At 59.5% G+C, this 22190-nt stretch carries 27 protein-coding genes and 2 pseudogenes; 9 read left to right on the forward strand and 20 right to left on the reverse strand.

The window, feature by feature from the left end:
- Window positions 1-415: 415 nt before the first annotated feature.
- Together tnpB and I6F38_RS40680 are read right to left on the reverse strand one after the other, a co-directional pair.
- On the reverse strand, window positions 416-772 hold the full coding sequence (gene tnpB, locus I6F38_RS40675) for an IS66 family insertion sequence element accessory protein TnpB (RefSeq protein ID WP_011090953.1): 357 nt from the start codon (window positions 770-772) through the stop codon (window positions 416-418).
- Window positions 769-1167, reverse strand: coding sequence for a transposase (locus I6F38_RS40680; RefSeq protein ID WP_011090954.1), 399 nt, complete (start codon window positions 1165-1167; stop codon window positions 769-771). Before I6F38_RS40680 ends, tnpB begins: the two co-directional genes overlap by 4 nt.
- A 156-nt stretch (window positions 1168-1323) precedes the next feature.
- Between I6F38_RS40680 and I6F38_RS40685 the strand changes: the two genes are divergently transcribed.
- Window positions 1324-1668 (forward strand): hypothetical protein, encoded by a 345-nt coding sequence (locus tag I6F38_RS40685; protein WP_011084509.1) that lies wholly within the window; start codon window positions 1324-1326, stop codon window positions 1666-1668.
- 524 nt (window positions 1669-2192) lie between these two features.
- Here the strand turns inward: I6F38_RS40685 and I6F38_RS40690 are convergent.
- Window positions 2193-2414 (reverse strand): hypothetical protein, encoded by a 222-nt coding sequence (locus tag I6F38_RS40690; protein ID WP_014497999.1) that lies wholly within the window; start codon window positions 2412-2414, stop codon window positions 2193-2195.
- A gap of 569 nt (window positions 2415-2983) precedes the next feature.
- On the opposite strand from I6F38_RS40690, the gene I6F38_RS40695 reads away from it, so the two are divergent.
- Window positions 2984-3241 (forward strand): WGR domain-containing protein, encoded by a 258-nt coding sequence (locus I6F38_RS40695; protein WP_011084508.1) that lies wholly within the window; start codon window positions 2984-2986, stop codon window positions 3239-3241.
- A 50-nt stretch (window positions 3242-3291) separates the two neighbouring features.
- On the opposite strand, the pseudogene I6F38_RS40700 reads toward I6F38_RS40695, so the two are convergent.
- The 3 genes and pseudogenes from I6F38_RS40700 to I6F38_RS40710 form a co-directional block, all read right to left on the reverse strand.
- A pseudogene (locus tag I6F38_RS40700) lies at window positions 3292-3613 on the reverse strand (DDE-type integrase/transposase/recombinase); the annotation flags it as partial.
- Between the two features lie 362 nt (window positions 3614-3975).
- On the reverse strand, window positions 3976-8301 hold the full coding sequence (locus tag I6F38_RS40705) for a Ulp1 family isopeptidase (RefSeq protein WP_011090955.1): 4326 nt from the start codon (window positions 8299-8301) through the stop codon (window positions 3976-3978).
- Window positions 8302-8948: 647 nt separating this feature from the next.
- Entirely contained in the window at window positions 8949-9206 is a 258-nt protein-coding gene (locus I6F38_RS40710; RefSeq protein ID WP_014498629.1) for a hypothetical protein, read from the reverse strand.
- Window positions 9207-9273: 67 nt separating this feature from the next.
- On the opposite strand from I6F38_RS40710, the gene I6F38_RS40715 reads away from it, so the two are divergent.
- The 3 genes from I6F38_RS40715 (at window position 9274) to I6F38_RS40725 (ending at window position 10100) form a co-directional block, all read left to right on the forward strand.
- Complete coding sequence (locus I6F38_RS40715) at window positions 9274-9516, forward strand: helix-turn-helix transcriptional regulator (protein ID WP_011090956.1); 243 nt, start codon at window positions 9274-9276, stop codon at window positions 9514-9516.
- A 114-nt stretch (window positions 9517-9630) separates the two neighbouring features.
- On the forward strand, window positions 9631-9864 hold the full coding sequence (locus tag I6F38_RS43865; RefSeq protein ID WP_223153795.1) for an AlpA family phage regulatory protein: 234 nt from the start codon (window positions 9631-9633) through the stop codon (window positions 9862-9864).
- Complete coding sequence (locus I6F38_RS40725; protein WP_016846398.1) at window positions 9861-10100, forward strand: hypothetical protein; 240 nt, start codon at window positions 9861-9863, stop codon at window positions 10098-10100. The genes I6F38_RS43865 and I6F38_RS40725 overlap by 4 nt, the downstream gene beginning before the upstream one ends.
- A 3-nt stretch (window positions 10101-10103) precedes the next feature.
- Here the strand turns inward: I6F38_RS40725 and I6F38_RS40730 are convergent, their stop codons facing one another.
- Entirely contained in the window at window positions 10104-10346 is a 243-nt protein-coding gene (locus I6F38_RS40730) for a hypothetical protein (RefSeq protein ID WP_014498627.1), read from the reverse strand.
- A 317-nt stretch (window positions 10347-10663) separates the two neighbouring features.
- Window positions 10664-10942, reverse strand: coding sequence for a hypothetical protein (locus I6F38_RS40735; RefSeq protein ID WP_014498626.1), 279 nt, complete (start codon window positions 10940-10942; stop codon window positions 10664-10666).
- Window positions 10943-11249: 307 nt separating this feature from the next.
- On the opposite strand from I6F38_RS40735, the gene I6F38_RS40740 reads away from it, so the two are divergent.
- The 3 genes from I6F38_RS40740 (at window position 11250) to I6F38_RS40750 (ending at window position 13412) form a co-directional block, all read left to right on the forward strand.
- Window positions 11250-11534: a DUF3892 domain-containing protein gene (locus tag I6F38_RS40740; RefSeq protein ID WP_011090958.1), complete on the forward strand. Its 285-nt coding sequence runs from the start codon at window positions 11250-11252 to the stop codon at window positions 11532-11534.
- Window positions 11535-12405: 871 nt separating this feature from the next.
- The gene (locus I6F38_RS40745) at window positions 12406-12630 is read left to right on the forward strand and encodes a hypothetical protein (RefSeq protein ID WP_154694125.1); all 225 of its coding nucleotides are present in this window, start codon (window positions 12406-12408) and stop codon (window positions 12628-12630) included.
- Window positions 12631-13181: 551 nt separating this feature from the next.
- On the forward strand, window positions 13182-13412 hold the full coding sequence (locus I6F38_RS40750) for a hypothetical protein (RefSeq protein WP_014498624.1): 231 nt from the start codon (window positions 13182-13184) through the stop codon (window positions 13410-13412).
- A gap of 385 nt (window positions 13413-13797) precedes the next feature.
- On the opposite strand, the gene I6F38_RS40755 is transcribed toward I6F38_RS40750, so the two are convergent.
- A complete protein-coding gene (locus I6F38_RS40755; RefSeq protein WP_011090960.1) occupies window positions 13798-14001 on the reverse strand; it encodes a cold-shock protein in 204 nt (67 codons plus the stop codon).
- A 16-nt stretch (window positions 14002-14017) separates the two neighbouring features.
- On the reverse strand, window positions 14018-15424 hold the full coding sequence (locus tag I6F38_RS40760; protein ID WP_011090961.1) for a hypothetical protein: 1407 nt from the start codon (window positions 15422-15424) through the stop codon (window positions 14018-14020).
- Between I6F38_RS40760 and I6F38_RS40765 the strand changes: the two genes are divergently transcribed.
- Window positions 15402-15581, forward strand: coding sequence for a DUF3892 domain-containing protein (locus I6F38_RS40765; protein ID WP_071916953.1), 180 nt, complete (start codon window positions 15402-15404; stop codon window positions 15579-15581). The genes I6F38_RS40760 and I6F38_RS40765 overlap by 23 nt on opposite strands.
- A 3-nt stretch (window positions 15582-15584) precedes the next feature.
- On the opposite strand, the gene I6F38_RS40770 is transcribed toward I6F38_RS40765, so the two are convergent.
- The 10 genes and pseudogenes from I6F38_RS40770 to I6F38_RS40815 form a co-directional block, all read right to left on the reverse strand.
- Window positions 15585-15950, reverse strand: a complete 366-nt coding sequence (locus I6F38_RS40770) for a hypothetical protein (protein ID WP_014498622.1) — start codon at window positions 15948-15950, stop codon at window positions 15585-15587.
- Between the two features lie 101 nt (window positions 15951-16051).
- Window positions 16052-16542, reverse strand: a pseudogene (locus I6F38_RS40775) (HK97 family phage prohead protease).
- Between the two features lie 196 nt (window positions 16543-16738).
- Window positions 16739-17287, reverse strand: coding sequence for a hypothetical protein (locus I6F38_RS40780; protein ID WP_223153797.1), 549 nt, complete (start codon window positions 17285-17287; stop codon window positions 16739-16741).
- 8 nt (window positions 17288-17295) lie between these two features.
- Window positions 17296-17829 carry a hypothetical protein gene (locus tag I6F38_RS40785; RefSeq protein ID WP_011090966.1) on the reverse strand — a complete coding sequence of 178 codons (534 nt, stop codon included), beginning with the start codon at window positions 17827-17829 and terminating at the stop codon, window positions 17296-17298.
- Between the two features lie 197 nt (window positions 17830-18026).
- On the reverse strand, window positions 18027-18578 hold the full coding sequence (locus tag I6F38_RS40790; RefSeq protein ID WP_014498619.1) for a hypothetical protein: 552 nt from the start codon (window positions 18576-18578) through the stop codon (window positions 18027-18029).
- Between the two features lie 401 nt (window positions 18579-18979).
- The gene (locus I6F38_RS40795) at window positions 18980-20407 is read right to left on the reverse strand and encodes a phage/plasmid primase, P4 family (RefSeq protein WP_095424485.1); all 1428 of its coding nucleotides are present in this window, start codon (window positions 20405-20407) and stop codon (window positions 18980-18982) included.
- A gap of 14 nt (window positions 20408-20421) precedes the next feature.
- On the reverse strand, window positions 20422-20757 hold the full coding sequence (locus I6F38_RS40800) for a hypothetical protein (RefSeq protein WP_161536874.1): 336 nt from the start codon (window positions 20755-20757) through the stop codon (window positions 20422-20424).
- A 13-nt stretch (window positions 20758-20770) separates the two neighbouring features.
- The gene (locus I6F38_RS40805) at window positions 20771-21442 is read right to left on the reverse strand and encodes a bifunctional DNA primase/polymerase (RefSeq protein WP_011090970.1); all 672 of its coding nucleotides are present in this window, start codon (window positions 21440-21442) and stop codon (window positions 20771-20773) included.
- Complete coding sequence (locus tag I6F38_RS40810; RefSeq protein ID WP_129964954.1) at window positions 21426-21644, reverse strand: hypothetical protein; 219 nt, start codon at window positions 21642-21644, stop codon at window positions 21426-21428. Before I6F38_RS40810 ends, I6F38_RS40805 begins: the two co-directional genes overlap by 17 nt.
- A gap of 234 nt (window positions 21645-21878) precedes the next feature.
- On the reverse strand, window positions 21879-22190 hold a 312-nt coding region (locus I6F38_RS40815), incomplete at its 5' end, for a hypothetical protein (RefSeq protein WP_168859110.1).

Raw genomic sequence — 22190 nt, forward strand, 5'->3', positions numbered from 1 at the left:
ATGGCCGCATGACCGTCGCCGACGATTTTGTCGTCGCTCTGGTCGGGCTACGCCCTCCCGACGCAACGACAAAATCGTAAAGCCCCGCGTTCAGCATAACCCGGCAGGAATCCACTTAAATCCAGCGGGGCGCTGTCCAAACAACCGGGGCCAGCTCTCTCGTACTCCTTCACGAGCAGTTCGAGGCGTTCGACGCTCTCTTTGGACGCAGCCAGTTCACTCTCGACATGAAGGCGCGCCGAGCATTCATCGTCTGCGCGACGACGCTCGGCTTCAATCATCGCTTCCTGCGCGCGGAAGAGCGCGCGCAAATCGGCGGGCAGCGCTGCAAGACGGGCGGGATCAATGGGGGACGGCGGCACATCCGCAAGCTATCATCCCAAAGCCCCGCGCGAAACAGGTTGTCGGGTCTGAGTCAGTTCGCCGCAGCTGGCGTCGCGACAATCCGTTCGCCCACTCGCTTCCAGTTCAGCCCTTCAAACAGCGCTTCGAACTGCACGCGCGTCAGATGCATGACGCCGTCGCTGATCTGCGGCCACTCGAAACGACCATCGCGGCCAAGGCGCTTGTAGACCAAAACGAGGCCCGTGCCGTCCCATAGCAAAATCTTCAGCCGGTCGGCGCGCTTCGAACGAAAAACCACGATCAGGCCCGAATGCGGATCGAGCCCAAGCGTGTTTTGCACAAGACCGGCCAGCGCGTCGTGCCCGCACCGGAAGTCAACAGGACGCACAGCAAGCACAATCCGCAGTCCCTGCGCCGGAATGATCATGCGCCGCGCTCGATCGCAGTCACGATCTCCGCGATCCGCACCGCCGACACGTCCGCATCCAGGCGGACCGAAACCTTGCCAATCGTAATCTCGACGGGCCCCTCGCTCTTGCCTGACGCCACTGGATCGCTCAGCTCGATCGACACGAAATCCGCCGCGTCGTCCGTGACCAATGCGAGCCGGCCAGCACGCGCCAATCTGCGCCACGTCGTCAACTGCTGGGCCTTCACACCATAACGCCGTGCGACATCACATACCCGGGCGTCGGGCTTCATGCTCTCGAAAACAGCGCGCCCCTTGATCTCCGCAGACCATAACCGGCATCCAGAACGCGTCCGGCGCGTAAGCTTCCCCACAAAGCCATCAGCTTCGGCTTCCTCCCCCGATTGTTCCATCGCCTTCAGTCTCCTCTCGGCTCTCTGACAAGCCAAGGATCGCAGAGCGAAAGCCGAAGCGAAACCAGTCAATCAAATGGGAGAAAAGCTCCGCTTACAATTTTTGCTCGTTCAGACCGACACAAATTGCTCAAAGATTCGTGGAGAGAAAAGCAGATGAGCGATGAGCCCGACCTCGAGAGCAGAGTCGTTGCAGCGATACGACACTATCGTGCGGCGCTCGACGTGGCGGAAAACCTGGAACGAGAGGACGCGTGCGCGCATCGAGCGCTGACGAGCACCCTGCTCGATTTGGAGCGTGCCCTGCGAGGCGAAGCGGCCCCGCATCTCAACAACAACCTGTTTGAGACCGGCTCCACGGCGGTTGCACGGTCGGATAAAACATGGGCCGACCTGGTCGAGGCGACTGCGAGATTGGATTCGGCCCGTCGAACCTTAGCTGCTCTGGAACGGCAGTTGGGATATCTTCCAAAAGTCTCGAGGGGAGCGGATCACAAGTGAGGTTAGATAAGAGTCTCGCACGATCGGAAGGTTTCCCGACCATTTCAGAGCGGCGGCGGCAACGCTCTGACGGGCTCGTGTCCCAGCCAAAATCCCGCGCCCAAAACAGACCTCTCTGCGTCCTCGTGTTTGGGACCGCCGAGGTACAGCGCGCGAATCGGGACCTTGCTGGATCCCAACCTTCCAACTTTCCCGCCGCCTCGCCGCGTCCTCCTATGCAGGAATAGACCTCGACGCACTGGCTCGATCGTCCTGTCGAGCGTGCACAGTTTCTGATGACGCTGACCAGCGCGAGTCCTGGTTGAGTTTCTTCTGCTTGTGACTCGGCGTGGAAACGGCATTGCAGCCTCTTCGATCTTCGGCGCGGCTGCGATCATGTGATCAAGCTCTAAAAAGTGGTTCGACGACAGGCAGGCGCTTGAGGCCAGCGTCAACGTTGTCGGAAAAGTGGAAGCCGTGCCGGCTCACACCGTAATCAAAACAGACGTCAAGCGCCAATCCAAGGGCCAGAGCTGCGCTTACGATCAACGTCGAACCGATGCGTTCGAACCACCAATCTCATTGGTGGCGCCTGCTCCGGTGCGATCGATGACCCAGGCCACCATGTAGCCCTTGGCCTGCTCGGTCTGCACCTGCCGGAGGGCCTCAGAGTAGGTTAGTAAGGGCTCTTGCGCCGGGTAGACGGCGCGGTCGGTCGGGGTGACAAAGTGATGGCAGCACACGCGATAGTCTTTAGCCTCGAACATCGGAATCCTCCTCTCGCCTCAGGTTGCGCGGCCATACGCGCTTTCAGATACTGCCCTACCACAGAGAATGCGGCCTTTAAGAGGCCGCGCGCTTCTTCAACACCCCATAAGGTTGGTCGGGCTGCCAGACGCAGGTCGGCGATGTCCGACCACATCGCGCGCTTGATTCTCTGCAGCAGCACCGGCAAAGAAGTGCCCGGGTGTCATTCCATAATTCACCCGTGTCCGGACTTCGATTTCCCGTTCGTCCGCAATTGCTCCGTCGATCGCTCAACGGCTGCACCGATGTCACCTAGTCAGCTTTCAAACCTTGCTGAGGCTGCTGGATCGACAATGCTTGGACCTAGCTCCGGCGCGATTCAGTGAGCTTCTCGATCAGTTCAGACTGCGGTCTCGGTTTTGCCGCGAGACGGTGGGGTTCAAATCGGGCCGTGGAGCCTCCACATCATCGCCACAGTCCGAAGACACCCGCCTGGTGCAATTGATGTAGCGAGAGAATGAATCGTTTGGCCCTGATCGATTCATAGAAAGCATTGGACCTCGCTTCCACAGGAAGCGAGAATCCATGCATGCCGAACCTTAAGCTAGGGCCGCTTCACCTTCGCCGCATCGACACCACCCGCAACATGCGGCGGTTTTACTTGCTTTCGATCCAACCGACCTTGTTCGGCGGGGTCTCGCTGATCCGCGACTGGGGCCGGATCGGCACGACCGGCCAGACGATGGTGCAGACTTTCGATGCCAGCGCTGAAGCGGGCGAAGCATTCGGACGGCTGGAGCGCGCCAAGCGCAGGCGCGGATACACCTCTGCTGAGGAGAGAGTCTGAGGTTTCGTCAATTTCCCGGGGATTACGGATCCACTTACGATGCCTGGAACGTGAAGTGACAGAAACCGTTGAGCCTGACGGGACGATTTGAAACGCTTCATGATCCGCCGCGTTGCCGCGTCGGCTGATGAGAATTCTCAGCCCGATTGTTGAGAGCTCTGTGCTGGCGATGTTCGACGAAAAAGCCCATCTTCGCCCTCGCAGCGCCGTGCGAACGCTTGTCCGTGATCATCACGCGCGGCGGCGTGCCGGCGGATTTCAAGAGCTTCTTCATGAGCCGCTGGGAAACCGGAAATACAACCAAACGGCATAGCTGATCACTTCCGATGGGAAGCGATGGCGGCGATAAAGAGGGTCCCGGGCGGTCGGCATGCCGGTCGTCTACCCCTCGGCCGCTGCAATTCGTTAACTTGACGGTACCCGCTGCTCGTCGACAGCGATGGCACGATCATCGCGGGCGAAGGCCGATACCTGGCCGCGCGAAAGCTCGGTCTCCTCGAGGCGCCGGTCAGCTGACCGGTCTTTCCGAAGCGCAGCGTCGCGCGCTCGCCCTTGCCGACAACCGCATCGCGCTGTCGGTGGTCCGGCGGCTCGTCGGATACGGGCGCTTCGACGGGGGCGAGACGGCCCGCGTGATGGCACGTCTCTACGCCGCGGCGCGCCTGCTGGTGAACTTCTTCCAGCCGTCATTCAAGCTCAAAGAGAAGCGCCGCGAGGGTCCGCCCACGGCGACATCAACCCCTGAGTCGCGCTTGCAGTGCCTGCCGATTGGCAACGACGTTGCTGAGGTTCAGCTGGTCTGGCTCCCGTCCTTGCGCCAATTGCCTAACCAGCTCCCGCGTGCCGTCCACGACAAAGACGCCGCAATCACAAGTGTTCTGCTGCTGGGCCATGCCGGCGGGCTGCAGGGCGAGGTTCAGCCTTTCTGCGAGTTGTCTTGCATGCGTCTCGTTGTATCTCCCGTAGGAATCGTAGTGATAGGCGACAGGCCGTTGCCGGTTGCTGCGATCAACGAACAGCAGCGACCAATGCCTGCCGCGGTCCGTAGCACTGGCATCGTTCACTGGCAGCAACAGGAAGTCGGCTGTATCGTTATCACGCCGATCATGGACGATGCGATGGAATACGCGTAGCACGTCGCTCTCCGCGCCCAGGCGCAGCCGCAGCGCTTCGAGGGGATCTACGAACCGCGTCCGGGCGGCGAGATCCGAATCGCTCCTCTGCAAATCCAGCTCCTGAAGCTGGTAATCCCTGAGGATATGCTCGTCGCCCAGCCATTCCGTGTCCTCGAGCACCAGCCCGCGGTTATGGGACAAGGCTATCGGATTCAACGCCCCGATCTGAGCATCGGAGGAGGTGATCGGAAACCGCCGCACGATATCGTCGCGCAATGGGGACGGTGCGGGCGCGGTCAGATCAACCAATGGAAGACCGTCGTAGGTGTCTGAACGAGCCCTGGCAGAAGGCGCTGGCGCAAAGTGAGCACTGTCATCCAACTCGGCCGCATCCGGATCAAGCAGTGCCCCAAACCCACGATAGAGATCCTGAGCCCTGGCAGTTGATGGTGATGCCGGTTCTTGCATCTGCCGCGCAAGCTCCTCGCTCAACCACGCCAAAGCGTCATCGTCCGAGTGGGCGGACACCGGAGAAAGCCCCTGCGGCGAGCCGAGCTGTCGAGCGCCCTGGTGATGCCCCGGTACCGGCCCGGCAAACGGCGGCGGAAAGCCAGGCGCCCGGCTCCAAGCATTGTCGCGCAACTCAAATGATGTGGGCGAATTCGGATTAAACGATACCTCAAGACCGCCGTAGGTGTCTGAGCAAGCCCTGGCAGAAGGCGCTGGCGCAAAGTGAGCACTGTCATCCAACTCGGCCACATCCGGATCAAGGAGTGCCTCAAATCCACGATAGAGATCCTGAGCCCTGGCAGTTGATGGTGATGCCGGTTCTTGCATCTGCCGCGCAAGCTCCTCGCTCAACCACGCCAAAGCGTCATCGTCCGAGTGGGCGGACACCGGAGAAAGCCCCTGCGGCGAGCCGAGCTGTTGAGCGCCCTGGTGATGCCCCGGTACCGGCCCGGCAAACGGCGGCGGAAAGCCAGGCGCCGGGCTCCAAGCATTGTCACGCAACTCAAATGATGCGGGCGAATTCGGATTAAACGACACCTCAATACCGCCGTAGGTATTTGAGCGAGCCCTGGCAGAGTGCGTTGGCGCTGCTTCCACGGTCGGCCGGGCAGGTTCCTGCCCAGCTTGGACTATGTCCTGCGCCTGCTCAGGAGGAACCTCGGGCCACGATGGGCCGTCTTCCACCATTAAGCGCAGATCCTGATCGTAACCTTCCGGGAGGACCAATGGCCGACTGACAGCTCGCTGCCGCGCGCTGTGCTGCGCAGCGGCGCCCCCGACGTACATCGCGACCGCATGCGGCGCCGTGACATCTTCGTAGCCGCTCCGCAGCAGCATCGGCTGCGTCTCCCATGACGACGTACCCTGTTGATGGGTAGGCGCCGGTGTCGGCTGGCCGCCTGAATTGGCGATCTCGCTCAGCTGCCGCTCGCCGGCAACGCCTTGCGGATTGTTTAGGGTCCTCTGCCTCTTCGCTGGCCTCAACTCAGCTGTGTCATGCTCATCGTTGATGAGGACCTCCTCGCTTGGCAGGCGGTTGCTCCTGGCAAGCGCAGCCATCGGCTCGTCCGGGGACTGCTGGCGGTCGGGCTCTCCGGGATCCGGTGCCTGGTCATGGCGCGCGGCTGGCTCGAGAGATGACGACGAGCGGGGTTCGTCCATCAGCCCCAAAAGCAAATCCTGATCGCGGCCTTCCGCGGGAAGCTCCTCTGGCCGACGGCCAGTTTCCTGCGACGCGCTGTGCTGCGCAGCGGCGGCGTCGACGCGCCTCGGCTCCATCAGTACCGTGTCTTCGGGATTGATAAAGGCCACGTTCTGGGGGTGAGGATTCAGCTTAGCGCGTCGTGAGATCGGCACTTCGCCCGTCGACCGCAAGGTCCGGAGATAGTCGATTGCCTGAACGAGTCTCTTTGGATTACCCTCTCCGGTGAACTCGAGCACCTCACCGCCATCGGTCAGCGACTTATTGTCGAGCCGATCACGAATGCTCGGTTTTTCTTTTGCGAAAAGCCAACGGCTAAAGCTACGAAGGGAACCTCCGTGCTGCTCGGCAGCGGATTTGCTGAACCCGCCCTTGATGAGGGCCCTCTCAAGCCCCGAAATAAGGGGAGCATCCACGGAATAAAGAGGCTGCTTCCTCTTCCCTATCACAATCCAAGTTGACTGAGCCGACTGCGGCGCCGAGGACGACGGGCCGGGTTCATCCATCAGCCCCAAAAGCAAATCCTGATCATGGCCTTCCGCAGGAAGCAATTCCTCTGGCCAACTGCCACCCTTCTGCGACGCAATGTGCTGCGCAGCGGCGTCGCCGACCCGCCTCGACTCCCTCAGGGCCGCCTCTTCGGGATCAATATGGCGCTCGTGCTCCATCGCCTCAGCGCCGGCCTGCGATTTTCGGAGACGAGCCAGTGCGGCACCAATCCTGGAATCAGCACCGGCGACCTTCCTATAGCTCTCGACATCTCCATCAAACGACGTGCCGAGCCCAGCAGCAATGCCCGGCCTGTTGTTGTCACGCAGGTAGTCGCTGAAATTGCGAAGAGCAGTTGCATCCCTCTTGCCGGCATCTGTCGCTACTTCGTTTTTGTACTCTTTGATGAGTGCCGCGTCCTGGGGATAAGGATGCAACTCAGTGCGGCCTGCGATCGGCACGATTCCGCCCGTCGACCGCGAGGTCCTGAGATGGTCTATTGCCCTATGGAGTGTCGCGGGACGCTTTTCGAACAACTCGCGCGCATCAGCGGTCAGTGACTTTTCGTCGTCGAGCCGAGCAGCAATGGGATCTTTGTTATTTGCGTAGAGCCTCTGGCCAAAGCTGAGAAGAGTACGTACATGGTCCTTGGCGGTGCCTTCGGCGGCCCCGCCCTTGATGAGGGCCTTCTCAAGCCCCGAAATAAGGGCAGCATCCTCGGGATAAAGAGGCCGTCTCCTCCTCCCTCTCAAAATCCCAGTTGACTGAGTCGGCTGCGGCGCCGAGGACGACGCGCCGGGTTCGTCCATCGGCCCCAAAAGCAAATTCTGATCATGGCCTTCCGCAGGAAGCAATTCCTCTGGCCAACTGCCAGCTTTCTGCGACGAACTGTGCTGCGCAGCGGCGTCGCCGACCTGCCTCGACTCCTTCAGGGCCGCGTCTTCGGGATCAATATTGCGCTCGAGATCCATCGCCTTAGCGCCGGCCGACGATTTTCGGAGACGATCCAGCGCGACACCGATTTTCGAACGAAAAGCGGAGACTTTCTTATAGCTCTTAACATCTTCATTTAACAACTCGCCGCGAAGCCGACCAACAATACCCTTCTTGTTGTTGTCACGCAGGTAGTCGCTGAAATTGCGAAGAGCGGTTGCATCCCTCTTGCCCATCTCTGACGCTACTTCGTTTTGGTACTCTTTGATGAGTTCCGCGTCCTGCTGATAAGGATTTACCTCAACGTGGCGTGTGATCGGCACGACTTCGCCGGTCGACTGCGAATTTCGGAGATGACCTATTGCTGTAAGAAGTTTCCAGGGCTCACCCTCTCCGCTGAACTCGCGCGCATCTTGAGACAGCGATTTTTTGTCGTCGAGCCGAGCAGAGATGCCCTTTTTGTTATTTGCGGAGAGCCAATGGCCAAAGCCGCGAAGAACACGTAAATAGTTATTGGTGGTGCCTTTGGCGGCCCCGCCCTTCGTAAGGGCCTTCTCAAGCCCCGAGATAAGGCGAGCATCCTCGGAGTAAAGGATCTGATTGCACTGCCTCCCTATCAAAACCTCCGTTGATTGAGCCGGCTGCAGCGCAGCGGCGGCCGGCATTGCTCCACCACCCACACCTGAACTGCTGATCTCTCTCAATTGCCGCTCAAAGGTCGCCGCGGCTGCAGACGGAGCCGCGGGTGAGCTCTCTTGCGGACCCGTGCTGCCCGATTGTTCATGCACCGACTTGGTCAAGGGGAAATCCATCCGTCCTCTTCAAATATGAACCTGGGCTATCGATCTGACATGCCGGGCAATCAGCAACAAACCGCCCTTTACAGCGCCGGCAGGCACGCACCGTGAGCATCGGCAGCGGATGTTCTTCCAAGGGGATCAGCCCTGTATGTTTGTTAAACTTAAATGGGGAAGCTGTCGAGAACCTGATGACGACAATTGCCGCGCCAAGACAGCATGGCGCATGTGCCTGCGCGCTTCGCCGTCAACAGCCGATAGACCGAAGATTCAGAGACAAAATACTGCTCCTCATCGGTGAGGCGTACGGCCAGCTTTCGCGGCGAGGACTATCTCCAGCCAACATCTTTGTGAATCGACGCTGAACATTGACCCATCAAGCACTTGGGACGCCGATCGGCGTCCGGACCCCATATGGACCCCGCCCGATTGCAACGACCGACTTGATCAGGATCGACGGCCACAACTACTGACGTATATCCGGCTTCTTGATGCGGCTGGACAACGTCTTCGCCGCGAGCCTCGATGGTTTTCGCATGCTTCTGTGAATCGGCGCGGGGGTCCGACGCCGATCGGCGCCGGGGTCACTTTTCCGGCACTTGAAAAATCAAGACGTTAGCCCACGAGATAGACTGATTGAGGGGTCAAATTTCGATCCGCATTCACATACGATCGAGCCACTCCTGCTCGTAGGGCAATTCGTCGAGCAGCAGCAGGGCTTTCTTGCTCAGATCCCGCCAGTCTGCGGCGGGCGCCTCAAGGATCCTCTCCGCAATTCCGCATGCGGTGTGGGTCATCTCCTCAACGATCTCGCTGGGAAGCGGCCCACGGGCCAGGTCGGTCAATCGGCGATGGGTGTAGAGAAACTGCGAAAGGGTGGTGGGTCGTTCAGCGGACGGAAATGAGGCGGCTTGCAGCATTGGGCGGGTTCCTTTATTGTGCATCTATCACCTCTATGGTGACAAATGCACTATACAGGAATTAACCATGGTGACAAGTGCACAAATTAGGGCGGCGCGCGGTTTGTTGAACTGGACCGTTCGAGACCTTGCGGAGAAATCGGGTGTGCACAGAAACACCGTGACGAGGGTTGAGACCGACGCGACGGCACCGGGTCATTCGATAGCCGCCATCCGCGCCGCCCTCGAATCTGCCGGCGCCATCTTCCTGGCAGATGGTCAATCGATCGATGGCGGCCCTGGTGTGAGGCTGGCGAAACCGAAGGCCTAGCTGCCCACACCTATCGGGGCGCTTCGGCGCGTCCATAGGGATGTGGGTGCTGCCCTATTGTAAAGCCACACTCCCATTCCAGCGTGCGGCGGCAGCAACGATTCGGTGGCGCCCGTGTCGACCGTTGATCTCAACGCCCTCGCGACAGATCAGTATCTCAACGCCAAGCAAGTTCGCGAGCGCTACGGCAGCGTATCGAACACTTGGCTATTCCGGCGCATGCGCGATGCGGCCTTTCCGCAACCGTCGACGCGCCTCGGTGGCCGCACCAGGTTCTGGCTTCTATCCGAGTTATTGGAGTGGGAGCGGAGCAAGCTCCCTATTGACGCGGACAGCGTAGGCGAATGATGACCAAACGGTTCGCGATCCGCAGTGACGAACCAATCACGGTCGATACACTGGAGCGTTGCTTGGATTGTCTTGCGATCCTAATGGATCAGTCGCCACAAGGCGGTGAAGTCTATCTCCCGATCTTCGAGCGGCTTGAATCAGAGCTTGCCACTGCGAAAGCGAAGGAAGACATGATGGAGCGAGCGCGCGTTAGGGCCGCGCGGTTTATGCAAGAGCACTCGATTAAGAAGTAGCCGCTACGTCTTGGCTGACTTACGGAATTTTTCCGCATTCTCCGCAGCTACAGCTAAGGCCCGCGACAACTCAAGCGCCTGCTCCACTGTCACTTGGAAGTGAACGCCGACAATGCTTGCAATGACGAGCGTGATTTCGTCGTCCATCTGCTCAACACAGATCGCCGCCGATTCATTTAGTTCGATCTCAGCAATTAGTTCGATCTCAGCAATACGTCCGATGAGATCATCCGGTTCATTCGTCATGGCTACAATCCATCCGGCGATTGGGCTCGCGACTGGCGTAGGGTCCGCTCGACAGCAATTCGAGCCCAGAGAACACGAACTGGTCAACTACAAGAATTTGTAGTCGCACACCTACCGCAGTGACCGGCATGATTGCGGACCGTCGCAGCGGAGGCCGCAGACGCAATTTCGGAGGGGATGTGCCTGCGGCCTAGGGGGAACTGATGAGCGAAAGCTTTAGGGTTGGTTTCGCGATAGCCATCACGGCAGCCGTAGTCGCAGGGGCGTTTTTTGCTATCCGTTTTTTGATTGGCTTTTACGGATAGGATCTCGCCGCCCTACTTCCACCCGAACCTGTCGCAAATCGATGCGATGATTTTGTCGATCGCTATCGCGATGTTCTCATCAGCATATTTTCTGGCCAGGGCGGCAAGTGCGACTATCTGAATCAGAAAAATGCAGATGACGGCCACAAATCCTAAGTGGGGAAATGTGGCCAAATCAATTAGCGTAATGCGCGCGCATATCCAGTAGAATCGTTCCTCGCGGCGCTCATCGGCCTTTTGAGCCCAACAGTCCTGGGGGGGGCGCGGGGGCGACTCGGCGTCGCGAAACATGCGAAACGACGCTGTCCCTGCCACACCCGCGCCGCGGTGAAGTTAGCGGCCACGTGACTCGGCGCCTCCATACCGAAGAAGCGCTGTCCCTATCGCGCGCGCCACTAACTTCCGTGGTCAGCCTTACCGCCTTGAGCTGCAAAACTGACCGCCCCGCCCCCGAGGGGGGGCATCAACCCGCGGGGGGCCCTCGCGTTGTATCGGCGAAAAGCCTCCCGGGCCCCTACCAGGATTGGTTGGGCTGCCTGGGCCGCCACTGAACGCTAAACTGGTCACCCAGCCTTTGCAGCACGAAGGAGAGAGCCCTGTGGTTAAACTCGCACGCGTTCGCTGCATCAATAAGACCGACAGGATGAATCCCCACGAGAGGATTGAAAGTGTCGGAGGTGAATATTCAAACGGAAGTCAATGGAAGCAGTCTGTCGTTCAGACGATCAGAGACATTGAAAGCGGCGAATGGGAGTTCTATGTCGAAGAAGACGGACTCATGGCTGGCGTGGTCGTGGCCGAACACAACGGGCACAAATACATCAAGACAACGGCGGACGGCGTTCAGCCAGACAATCTTCTTTCACTGGCTGAGTGCCCGTGATCCCCACTAGCGACGGCCTCCACGGCTAAGACCCCCCTTCCGCGAGCTAACGCTTTTTCCTTCCGGCCGCCCTGCGCATCCCGACACGGAGCTTCAGGGCCGCCAGCGCGGCGGCGCTCGTCAAACGATTTGCGCTCGTTCCAATCGGCTACGGCGCGGAGACTCGCCGCACCGGCACCAGTGGAGATGGCCTGCTGCAGATGCGAATTGTTTATTCCCTCGGCCCGTTTCGGCTTCGATAAAGTGCGAGAAATTCTCGCACTTTCTCCAACGGCCATTTCTGCCTGCACCTGCTCCCAAATCTCCTTACGTCGCTTGATGTAAAACCTCTCGCACCTAGCCAACCACCGGACATTTGCGGAGAGCGAAGCCGTCTCTTTCCGGTGGACAGCCTTTGGTTGCGATAGCAACTTGGTCGTTTTTCAGGACGTGAGATTTGCTTATGCGCGATTAGCAACTGCCGTTTTCTCGCGTTTGCTCGGATTGCACCTCAAAGCGCGAACGAAGATCCTACCGCCGATTACTGTCATGCAGTGCGATTTTGACCGGTGCGTGATGCTGCTCTACATTTACACGGTCATAATGATCGAGTCGTGGCTCGATTTCTGGCTCGCGTCAGCCCAACGTCTCGCCCCAGCATGCTGCCCGTGCTGGGGTCTCTCTTTCGGAGACTGACTTGGAGTCCTGGCAGCCTGTCGGTCGTGATTGAAGCAAGACAGTCCGTCACCCTTTCGTCAGCTATCGCGAGCGCACCCAGTGCCTTTTATGACTAACCCGCACACCGCAAGCAGCGCGGGCGCGCTGGCGAAAGTCTCACAGGCATGCCACCCGAACCGGTTGGCACACACGCGGCTCTCCTAGAAGAGCGCGTATGCGTGCAGCGATCTTCCGCGCCTCCTTCGGCCCGAGGTTGGGTTTCAAGCTGTCGAGCCTCCTCGGCATTAGACGTCGCGATTTGGCGATCTGCTTGGCTCAAAGACTGATCGGCCGCGCTGGCCTGATTGGCTGCAAACACCGCAAGCGCTTGGGACCGCAGGGACGTGATTTGCTGCTCGAATATGTGCATCCATTGGCCTGTAGCTACCCTGTGTGGTGACGTCGCAAGCGATGGTGGCCAGCCTTCGCCCCTTGGATTGGCAGGGCTGGCCACCTTTGCTCCCGAGGGGCCCAAAATTCCCCCCTGGTGCCACCAAGGAGTATCGCTGAGAAGGACTGGAAGCACCTACCAGTACCAGTGGGTTGTCGCGCCCCCGCGTGCATGCCATATCAAAGTGCTCGGCCTGCAAATGTTCGAGCTGGCTCCGCTCATAGGAGTAACCGCCGTGCCTAGGACCGAAGTGGTAGCGGCAATCCAAGCATTCACGGACTACGTCCGTAGGCCAAGCCATACACCGGCAGAAGACACGTACGCGCCACAGCGAACTGAAGAACAGCTGGCCGATTGGCGATCCCGGGTTGAAGTTATCTGCTCAAAAATGGACGCGGTGGCGGATTGCCCTCTTTCGACCTTATCCGAATTCGAGGCGCTCAGACGCGAGATGGGGACAGATTTTCCCGCAACACCACCCGCTTTACTAAACCGTGTAGCGGACGCATTTTTACGCTGCGGGTCGGCGGATGCCGGCCCCTTAATCAGGACGGAGCCGGATGATGCCTAGCACATTCTCGCTGCACAAGATCGACGAAGCTATACGCGACCTCGAAGAAAAAGTTGCTCACGGTGCAGAAATCAGCCGCGAGGAGCTCGCGAGCGGCATTCTGCGGATTACGAAGCGTCTTCGAGATGAACTCGAAGCCGCGCTCAAGGTAATCGATAGCCTCAAGGATCACACCGGGCTCACGGTGGCAGCCGCGCGACCTAAACAGCGGGAACGTTAGCGGCCACGTGACTCGGTGCTTTGGGGTGGACCGATAAAGCGCTGTCCCTATCGCGCGCGCCACTAACTTCGCCCGGTCAGCCTCAAGGGAGGGAGAAGCTGACCGGGCAACGTATCCTCCGGACGAATGCCCTAGAGCAACTACCAGGATTGTGGGCGGTGACTTGGCAATCAGTCTCGGATCGCAGGCAGCGCCGTGGCGAGTCGCCATCGGCAACTTACTACCAAGGAAGGTACAGCGCGACGAACAGTACCAAGAGGATTAGAGCGCACGCCCACGCGAACAATAGCGCCTTATCCATCGGCCGATTCCGATCGATCTCCTCGGCCGCCCGCAGCGGCGTACCACTGCGGCCTTTCTGTTGAGCAACACAATGGGTGGTGCATCACTCGATTCGTAGATTTTCCGCCGACTCCTTTCCGCGATTTTTCACGATGTCGAAGCTGACTTTTGCGCCCTCTGCGAGCGAAGTAAAACCAGCCTTCTCAACCGCGGAGATGTGGACAAAGACGTCATTGCCGCCGGAATCCGGTTGAATGAACCCATACCCCTTTGTTGGGTTGAACCACTTCACTGTCCCAATTGCCACCTTACTTCTCCATTTTTCAAAAATGAAAAGTAGTGCGCGACTCCGACAAAAGAATGGCTTGTCGCGACGCGCGTCCGCAGGCCATACGGGTGGCACCGATCTTACATCCTCGCCAGGACGCTAAGCGCGTTCTGACCTGCCACGTTGATGTTGTTGGCGTTGGTGCCATCGCCCTGTTCGTTGGCTGAGAACACGTGCAAACCCAATAGTGGCGGAGCCGCGTACGCGGCTGCTCCACCGACCTGAGTAGTATTCGTCCGCCTGCAAGAACCCCCTGACCAATGAAAACGTTGGTCGCATCCACGCCAATACCGGAAACCGCGGCTGCTGAGTTCGTGACCAGACCAATGCGTGATGCATACGAAATCTGCGTCGCATCTTCGGCCAGCCCGAATACAGCCGACACCTGATTGCCTGCGGACGCTCTCGCCTGCCTCACGGTCGCGCTGGAATAGGTGTATGCGAGGCCGCTATCGATCGCCGCTGCGGATGCCGTCACGCGGTTATAGGCATTCCACACGCCGAGGTACCCAGCCACACCGCCAGACCCCGAACCGCCAAGAATCCAATCAAGTTGCGACGATGCATTGCTGCGCGTGGTGCCTCCGCGCCACGCTGCCGGCCCATTGGTGATGGCTTGATTGTTGAGCCAGATACCATTGACCTGGCCCAACGCCGTTCCAGCCGAGCGCACCGTGTCGCTTGTCCAGTCGGGACCGTGAGGCAGCCGCAGCGTACCGCTGTCGTTCCAGACAAACCAGTCATTGACCTTGCTGGCGCCGATCGCCGCGGGGTTCTTGGTGATGTCGGTCGTCGCGATCGACAACTCGGCAAATGTCGTCATCGTGAGTTTGGTGCCGTCATAGATTGGCACCTGATTGCCGTTGTAGAGCGCATAGTACAGCGTCGTTTTGGCGCTCTGCGTCGTCGTCATCACGGGCGTTGCGCTCACCAGGGTCAGGCGACCTTGCGGCGGAGACAGAACCCCGAGATTGCCACGTGACGTTTGAGCACTCGCCACGTCCGACAGATTGTTGGCGCTCGACAGATCACCAGCCCCAGGCTGGCCCACCACGTTGAAGTTCCAGTCCGCGAGCGTGCCGCTGCCGCCGGTCTTGTCGGACGTCATGGTCAGCGTCGTGCCGCTGTAGGTGACGAGGCCTTCCATCCAATTCGCCGTGTTCGCCGCCGAGCTAGCCCGCACGCGAGCGCCATTCTGATAGGCGAGGCCGGCCTGCGTGGTGAACGCTTTGGATCCGGTGCCGATAGCGAGCGACGTGGTCGAAGTGCCGCCATACGTGGGGGCGTTGGCCCCCGCAGCACCGGTTGAGCCCGTGGCGCCAGCATCCCCCTTCGACGCCAGCAATTGCCAGTATGTCGCATTCGGAGGCGTGTGGTTGGTGTGGCCGAGATCGGAGGTCATTCGATCGATCGAGAACGGGACCAATACATTCTTTACGTTGGTCGGCGGTAAGCGCGCGGACGTTGGCGTCGTTAGCGGCCCGAACGGAAAATATGTTCGAACTCACGCTGACGGCTACTACAACGATAACCTACTAGCTCTGCCGGAGTGTCCGTGAGTTTTAGTCAAGTAAATCGTCCGCCTCCTCTGCCGGCGCCCAACTGATCTTGCTCGCATCGGCCGGTGTCGCGCCCATACTGCTTAGGCACAGCCTCAGTAGGCTGAGCGATTTTGTACCCATCTCCGCGCCGCTTTGCAGGCGAGCGCGCAAGACTGATGCGATGGAGACAAGACAACGGTGAGATGCATTGAGCCATGGCAACTCGCTGGCGAATTCACGCCATGCATTGGCCTGTTGCTCGTTTAGCCAAGTGGGTGGAGCGCCGATTTCGGCACCGGTTGGATCGTTGCGTTTATAGCGGCCAGCATTGATGATGTGCCGGCCTTCAACCAGCGCCTTGGCGGCCGGCTTTCTTGGTCGTGGCATTTTGCCCCTGGGGGTCCGAATTGCAGATGCGCGTGAAATGGGGGGCCGCCGGTAGCTAGTGGCGGCAGTGGGAGGGATCTGACCCACCCCTCCCCCTGCGCTTAAAGGATGCCGCGGGCCCGCATCTTCGCTTCAACGCGCCGTCGTGCTGCCTGGTTGTTGCTGGATGCTCGACTGATCTGAGCTGAGGTGTCCTTGCCGTAGGCTCCCCACAGGACCAAGCTGATCTCGAAAAGTTTGGCCTCGGTGATGAGGCGCTTCGGAATGTCGCCACCGTCGTCCCACTCCTCGACAAGTGGAGTAAACGACACGCTCACCTCGTTGACAGTGCCAAGGCCTCCTGCCCTAAAGGCGCATCAGGATGCGGCTCTAACGAGTAGTAGAGTCCGACGTTATCCGAACGTAGTTTGAGGGTGCCGTTGCTGATGCGCCCCAGAGGCCTGCTGACATCATGACTGCAAAGCGCGGCGACGTCTGGATTTTGCGCGATGTGCTTGTCGAATGCGCCGCGCGCGAAGCGTTCCTCGAAGAGCCCCGCGATGATGGCCGGCCGATTCCAGGAAATCGCGAATCCTGAGATGGTTTCAGCCATTGCGTTGCGTCACCCGCAATCGTTTCTCGCGTTTCGCTTGCATCAACTTGCGCGCAATCACGGCTGGTGAGTCCGAGCACTCGGAGTGTCGGCTTTCGCCAGGCATCTTTACACGGCGCCGAACTGGCTTTCGGTCGGCCACATCGGAAGTGCGTTCGGATCCCTTAGACATTGTGGCCCGCCTCCTTCACTTCCTTCAAAAAGTAAAAAGCGCGGCCTTCGCGCCGATCGCCCAAGAAGTGCGCGCGCACTGGCCGCAGATAACCGAGGCGCACATCCTCGCGCTCCAGATCGTCCAGCAGCGCGTCGTGCTTTTCTCGGGCTTGGCTGCTTCCAACGCGCGAGCGGCCTCACATACCGCACCCAAACGGCGCTGGTACTCTGGCATCACGGTGAAGCACACGAGCTTGGAGGCTACGTTCCGCGCTTCGTCTGTGCGCCTATGCAGGACCTCCCGCGCTGACTCGATGTTTGCTATCTCCGTGGTGACTTCGCGGAGCTGCCGCGACAGATCGGCAATGCTGTCAGTAGGATCGTCACCAAGCAGCGCGGCCACGCCGGGCGAGATATGTTTCCCAAAAGCCGCCCTGCCCGCCTCGATCTTACCGCGCAGTTTCGAGCGCTCGCTGTTGAGCTTAGAGTCTCTCTGCTCCAATTCCACGCGTTTCGCGATCAGGTCGGCGTACGAGCTGTCGGCCTCCGCGAGGCTGGGGACGCGGAATTCGTCGGTGGTCTTCGTCTTCAACGGAGCCATTAGGCAACAACCTTTCCAAACAATGCATCAATGATACCGGCCACAGCGGCGACGTTGATGGTGACTGACTTGTGATGGCCATTGGATTGCCAGTGAGCGCAATGAGCGCCCGGCTGACTGAAGCGACTGACCGACCCATCAGGTTTGTGAATCGCGACGGCTCTACAATTGCAGGATACGGCAACCTGAGATTTTCGCGCCTCCGCGACGCCAGTGCGTGCGTCCTCGACCAAAATCGCAACAGCGATCGGCGCGTTGGGAATCGACTGCGGGGCCCCATCCAGGTTGACACTACCGGGTGTCATCGCGTGGTAGGCGCGGACCGCGTCAACAGCGGTGTGCAACTCGGTGTCAGAGGCGAGCGCAACAACGAGGTCGAGAACATTGTCCTCGTCTAGCTCAGGCGCAACGCCCGGTGCGCCGGAAGGCAAGATTCCGGCTTCCTGCAAACGCCTGGCGATTCCGGTGCTTCGCGAGCGCGGGAAATCAAGATGACGCTCGATCGCGTCGAGCACGTGATTCCAAGTGGCCATTGGGGCCGCTCTCCTTTCAGGATTGGAAATTGCGATTGGAGGGTTAAATAAAACGCCGCATGCAGCGGCTTCGCGGCTCAGGGCCGGGAAAAAGTGGCGACGCCGGGTGGTGGCCAGCGCGCCGAGTGCACGTCACGTCAGACCACAAATCGTGGTCTTCAAGGTGATACGTTCCCAACTATGGCGAAAACTGGATTTTAAGCCGCCAGCGCGATTTTCCTCCGGCGCGGCCTGTTCCTGCGAATGTCGGGCTCATTATCATTGGCCACCTGCGTCAGGAATCGCTTGGCGTCGATTGCCCGGATCATGGCGTCCTCAACGGCACCGAATTGCATGAGCCGAATGCCGCTTGTCGCCGGGGCGGTGCGGCCCGCAAGAAATTCAGCGCCCTCCGCAACTGCATGCGACCACCTGGAGTACGGTGCGCCCACGTCCTGCTGCCAATCCAGTAGCTCTGGCCTGGCGGGCTTGCCGGGCTTGTTGGGGGTGGCCGCCTGTTTGGTGCGGCGCTTGCCTTTGCTCTGGCGATATTGCTCGGCAGTTGAATGCCATCGCCCGTCCAAACCAAACCACTTGGACATATCCGCATTAAACGTCGCCCTCGCCGCCGCATCCAATTGCCAGCCATGGGCCGGCCCCATACCGGGGAAGCGGCGGTGTAGAATGCGGTTCAGCTCGCCAGGGCGCGGGCGGACCTCGGTAACATGGTCGGCTGCTATGGGTTGGTCGTTGTCGTTTGCGTGTTGCATTGGTTGTCTCTCGTGACGAGCGTACCTGACCGCTTCTGCGGTCTTGTGCGTCGGCATCTGCGTGCCGATCGAATAATCAAACAATCAAAAAAAGTTATACGTAACTCGGCCACTGGTTCGGGCGGCTCGCGGGATCCAAGGGATTTGCTATATCCCCGCCCCATGTTTTGGTTTTCATTTTGCACTCGGAGATGTTTTCCTGGGGGCGCGGGTCCCTATGTGAACGGCGGGAGAGATCAGCTAGACCCCGCCGCCGTGCGCGGTGTGCGCGATGTGCGTGATTTTCACGTATGACTCTCTACACGCGCGCGCGAAGCGCCTATAATGGAAAAATCGCGCACATGTCGCACACGTAGCACCGACCATTGAAATCATTTCGTTTTCCCGTGCGCGATCCGTGCTCAATCGCGCACGCTAGGTTCTTTCTCGGCCTGCCTAAGCAGTTGCAGTCCGATATAGAGTTGTCCGCCGCGTACCCTTTGCCCCTTCTTGAAGCCACTCTTGGTCAGCGACTGGACAAATCCCTTCTGGCTTCCGGGGCGCTCGCCAGATGCTTCAGCATAATCGGTCCACGATTTGAACAGATCCGCGACGAAGTCTGAGATGCTACGATTGTCCGGCTCAACTCGGCAAGCATCCTTCAGCCACTGGCCGAACGTGTCTTGCTCGGCAAAATACGTTTCGGTCGCCTCAACAATAGATGCAGGTCGCACCAAACCATTGCGCTGCCAGTCCCGGCACCCATCAACCATCCACCGCAGAATGGCGGGCGCCTCACCGCGAAGCTTTGCTTCAAGTTCACGATCCGGCTTCGTCGGCTTTCGCGTGAACGGCACGATGTTGAATCGCCGCCGGGCTGCGGCGTCGACGCTATGCAGTGCTGGCTGGTGGTTTCCAACCACAAACAGTTTGAATTGCGGCTGGAACGTAAAGAAGTCCTGCCTCATAAAGCGCGCTGAAATCGCATCGCCGCCCGTCATCTGTTTTATTCGCGACTCGGCCCAAGCCCTGCCCTCCTCTGTCTCGCTGGCGCTGACTAGACGCGCACCGCGCAACATCGCCAAGTCTGTCGGGTGTCTGTCACTGCGGCTGGCAACGAACGTGTCCATTGACGCCGTAGTCGCATAATCGTGCAGAATATACCTAGTGGTGTTGAGAAAAACCGATTTCCCATTACCGCCGTCGCCATGCACAAAGACAAGTGCATGTTCGCGCGTGTCGCCCGTAAGGCAGTAGCCGCACCACTGCTGCAGAAAGCGGATCATTTCACCGTCGCCGCCAGTCGCGTCTTGAAGAAATCGCAACCAAAGTGGACAGTCTGCCTGGGCAGACGGCGCGGTGGACGTTAGTTTGGTAATGCCATCTGCAGGGTCGGCAGCGCGCATTTTCCCTGTACGCAGATCAACGGTGCCGTCTGGCGTTCCGAGCAGAAACGGGTCGCGGTCCCAAGCCTCGATCGTGACGGCGAAGGTTGGGTCATTGCGAGCGAACCCCTCGACTCCTGAAGCGAATGAACGCTTTCGTATAGTCGCGAGCGCCTTCGGAGACAGGCCCTGTGACATATCGCGGGCCATCACCCTAACATGGTGAGCCGCAAGGCCGACTTCGTTCCTGCGCCAGTACGAACCATCCCATTCAAACCACGCGCCAGTGGAGTGGCAGAAGCGCAGCGTGTCTCGATAGGTGCTCGCGAATATATACGCAACACTATCCTCGGTTACCGAAGTGCCGGGATTAGATGCGGGTTTGTTGTCGTTGGCTGCGACAGGCTCCTCATCGCGGGCTTCAACGGTTGAATTGGACGCGTCGGTTTTAATTGCATTTTGCATTCAGCAATCGCCCTTCAGGACAAAGTTGATGTTGATCGACGCGCTGCGGCACGCCTGGCGGGTTGAGTAAGAAGACGAGCAACGCTGACTGGCTTGGTGTCATCGCCGCCGCCAACTCGTTTACGCAGCCACTCGGCGGCCTCTGACGCGGACATGCTGAGGCTGACTGAAACCATGTTGATCGGCGAGTAGCCGGCGTTTCCAGCCGAATAATCGACAATACCACTGGGCTGGATATTCAGCGCGCGGCCTCGCTTCTTCACCTTCGAGTTGATCGAGGGGCGGAAGGATGCAACAGCGTGGAAGCCGCCCTGGTACTTGCGCAGATCTTCGAGTCCAAGCTCCGGCACCCATGCATCGAGGCTAGCCAACGCGCGGCGTTGATGTGTCAGCCCACGGGTGGTCACTATCGACTACCACCGGGCCGCGGTCACTGGCTTTGCTGGCTGGCTTAATCAGCGTCCCGCGCTCGGCGAAGTACGCCTCCGCCCGAGCCAACAATTCGTCGATCGCCTCTGGTGTGATTTCCGGAAGCTCGGCCAACGGTGTTTCGGCCGGCGAACCGTTGAACCATTCGTAAGGTCGGCCCGTATCGGGATGCGTTCCGAACGCCACGAATTGCGTGCGTTCACCAAACGCCTCGACCTGACACTTGGCGCCGTTGATCAGGTAGGCGCCTGTTGCGCGCTTCTCGCGAGGCTCGGTGGCGCGGAATGCGAACAGGGTCTTCGGTGCCTTGCCCATCCGATACGGCGCTCTGTCCGACCCCGGCAACTCCATCACCATCGCGCGGATAGCGTCGGCAGTCTCAGCGTCCGGCGTGTCGACATCAAGCCCCACAAGTTCGCCGCAGAGCAGACCCGTATTTGTGGCGTCCGGATAGTTGCGAGCGATGCCTTCCATTTGCGCAGCGGACCACCGCGAGCGCTGCCAGTTACCCATGACAGCGGCTTTGCCACTACACGCGACGGGACGGTATCCGTAAGCAATAAGGCTGCGACGAAGGTGGATAATGCGCTTAAGCGTGGCCCGCATGTTGGCAATCGCCCTCTAAAACGAGAGATGAAATTGATTCGACCATCGCGGGCGAAAGCGCAGCCCCGCGCGCGTAAGCTCGATGCGATCCATCGGCCGCACGCACAATGCGCACGCCGAACAACTTCACCCCTTCGCAGACTTCGACGTCCGCAAGGGCAACGTCAGCACCGAGCGGCGAATGAGTGGCGAGGATTTTCATATTCCGGGTCTCCCTCGATCAGAAGCTTAGTCAGTTGCCGGTCGACCTGAACCGGATCGTAATACAGGTTGAACGAGCCGGGGATCTTGACCGGCTCTCTGAAGTTGTGGTGGAAATTGAGTTGTGGCTGCACACAATTCCTCCGTTCGTAGTGTGTGATGAGTAGTGAGATTTTTCGGGCGTGACACTAAAGGTCGCGCTGCAGATATTTGGCGGGCGACGCGGGGCTGTTGTTCACGCAGCTACCTTGGACTTGCCGTTATCGTTTGCGCCGCGGGCAGCAAGCCGCCGCCGCGCGCGTGTCATCACGTCATCCTTCGACTGCATAGCGGCAAGCTCCCGCTCCAGGCGTTCGACGTAGGGCGCGAAGCCCGGCCGGTCGTGCAGCACCATCACCTCGGCGATGAGAGAGCTGGCCTCGCAAATTCGGACAGTAGCTTGAGTGGATTTTCTGCCTGACAGCGGCGAGGATTCTTGCTGCGAATCAGGAGCGAAGATGACGAAGAAGAGCCGCCGGACGCATTCTCCGGCATTCAAGGCGAAGGT

Origin of the sequence: Bradyrhizobium sp. BRP56 (assembly GCF_020194035.1) — a bacterium.
Classification (GTDB): Bacteria; Pseudomonadota; Alphaproteobacteria; order Rhizobiales; family Xanthobacteraceae; genus Bradyrhizobium; species Bradyrhizobium australafricanum.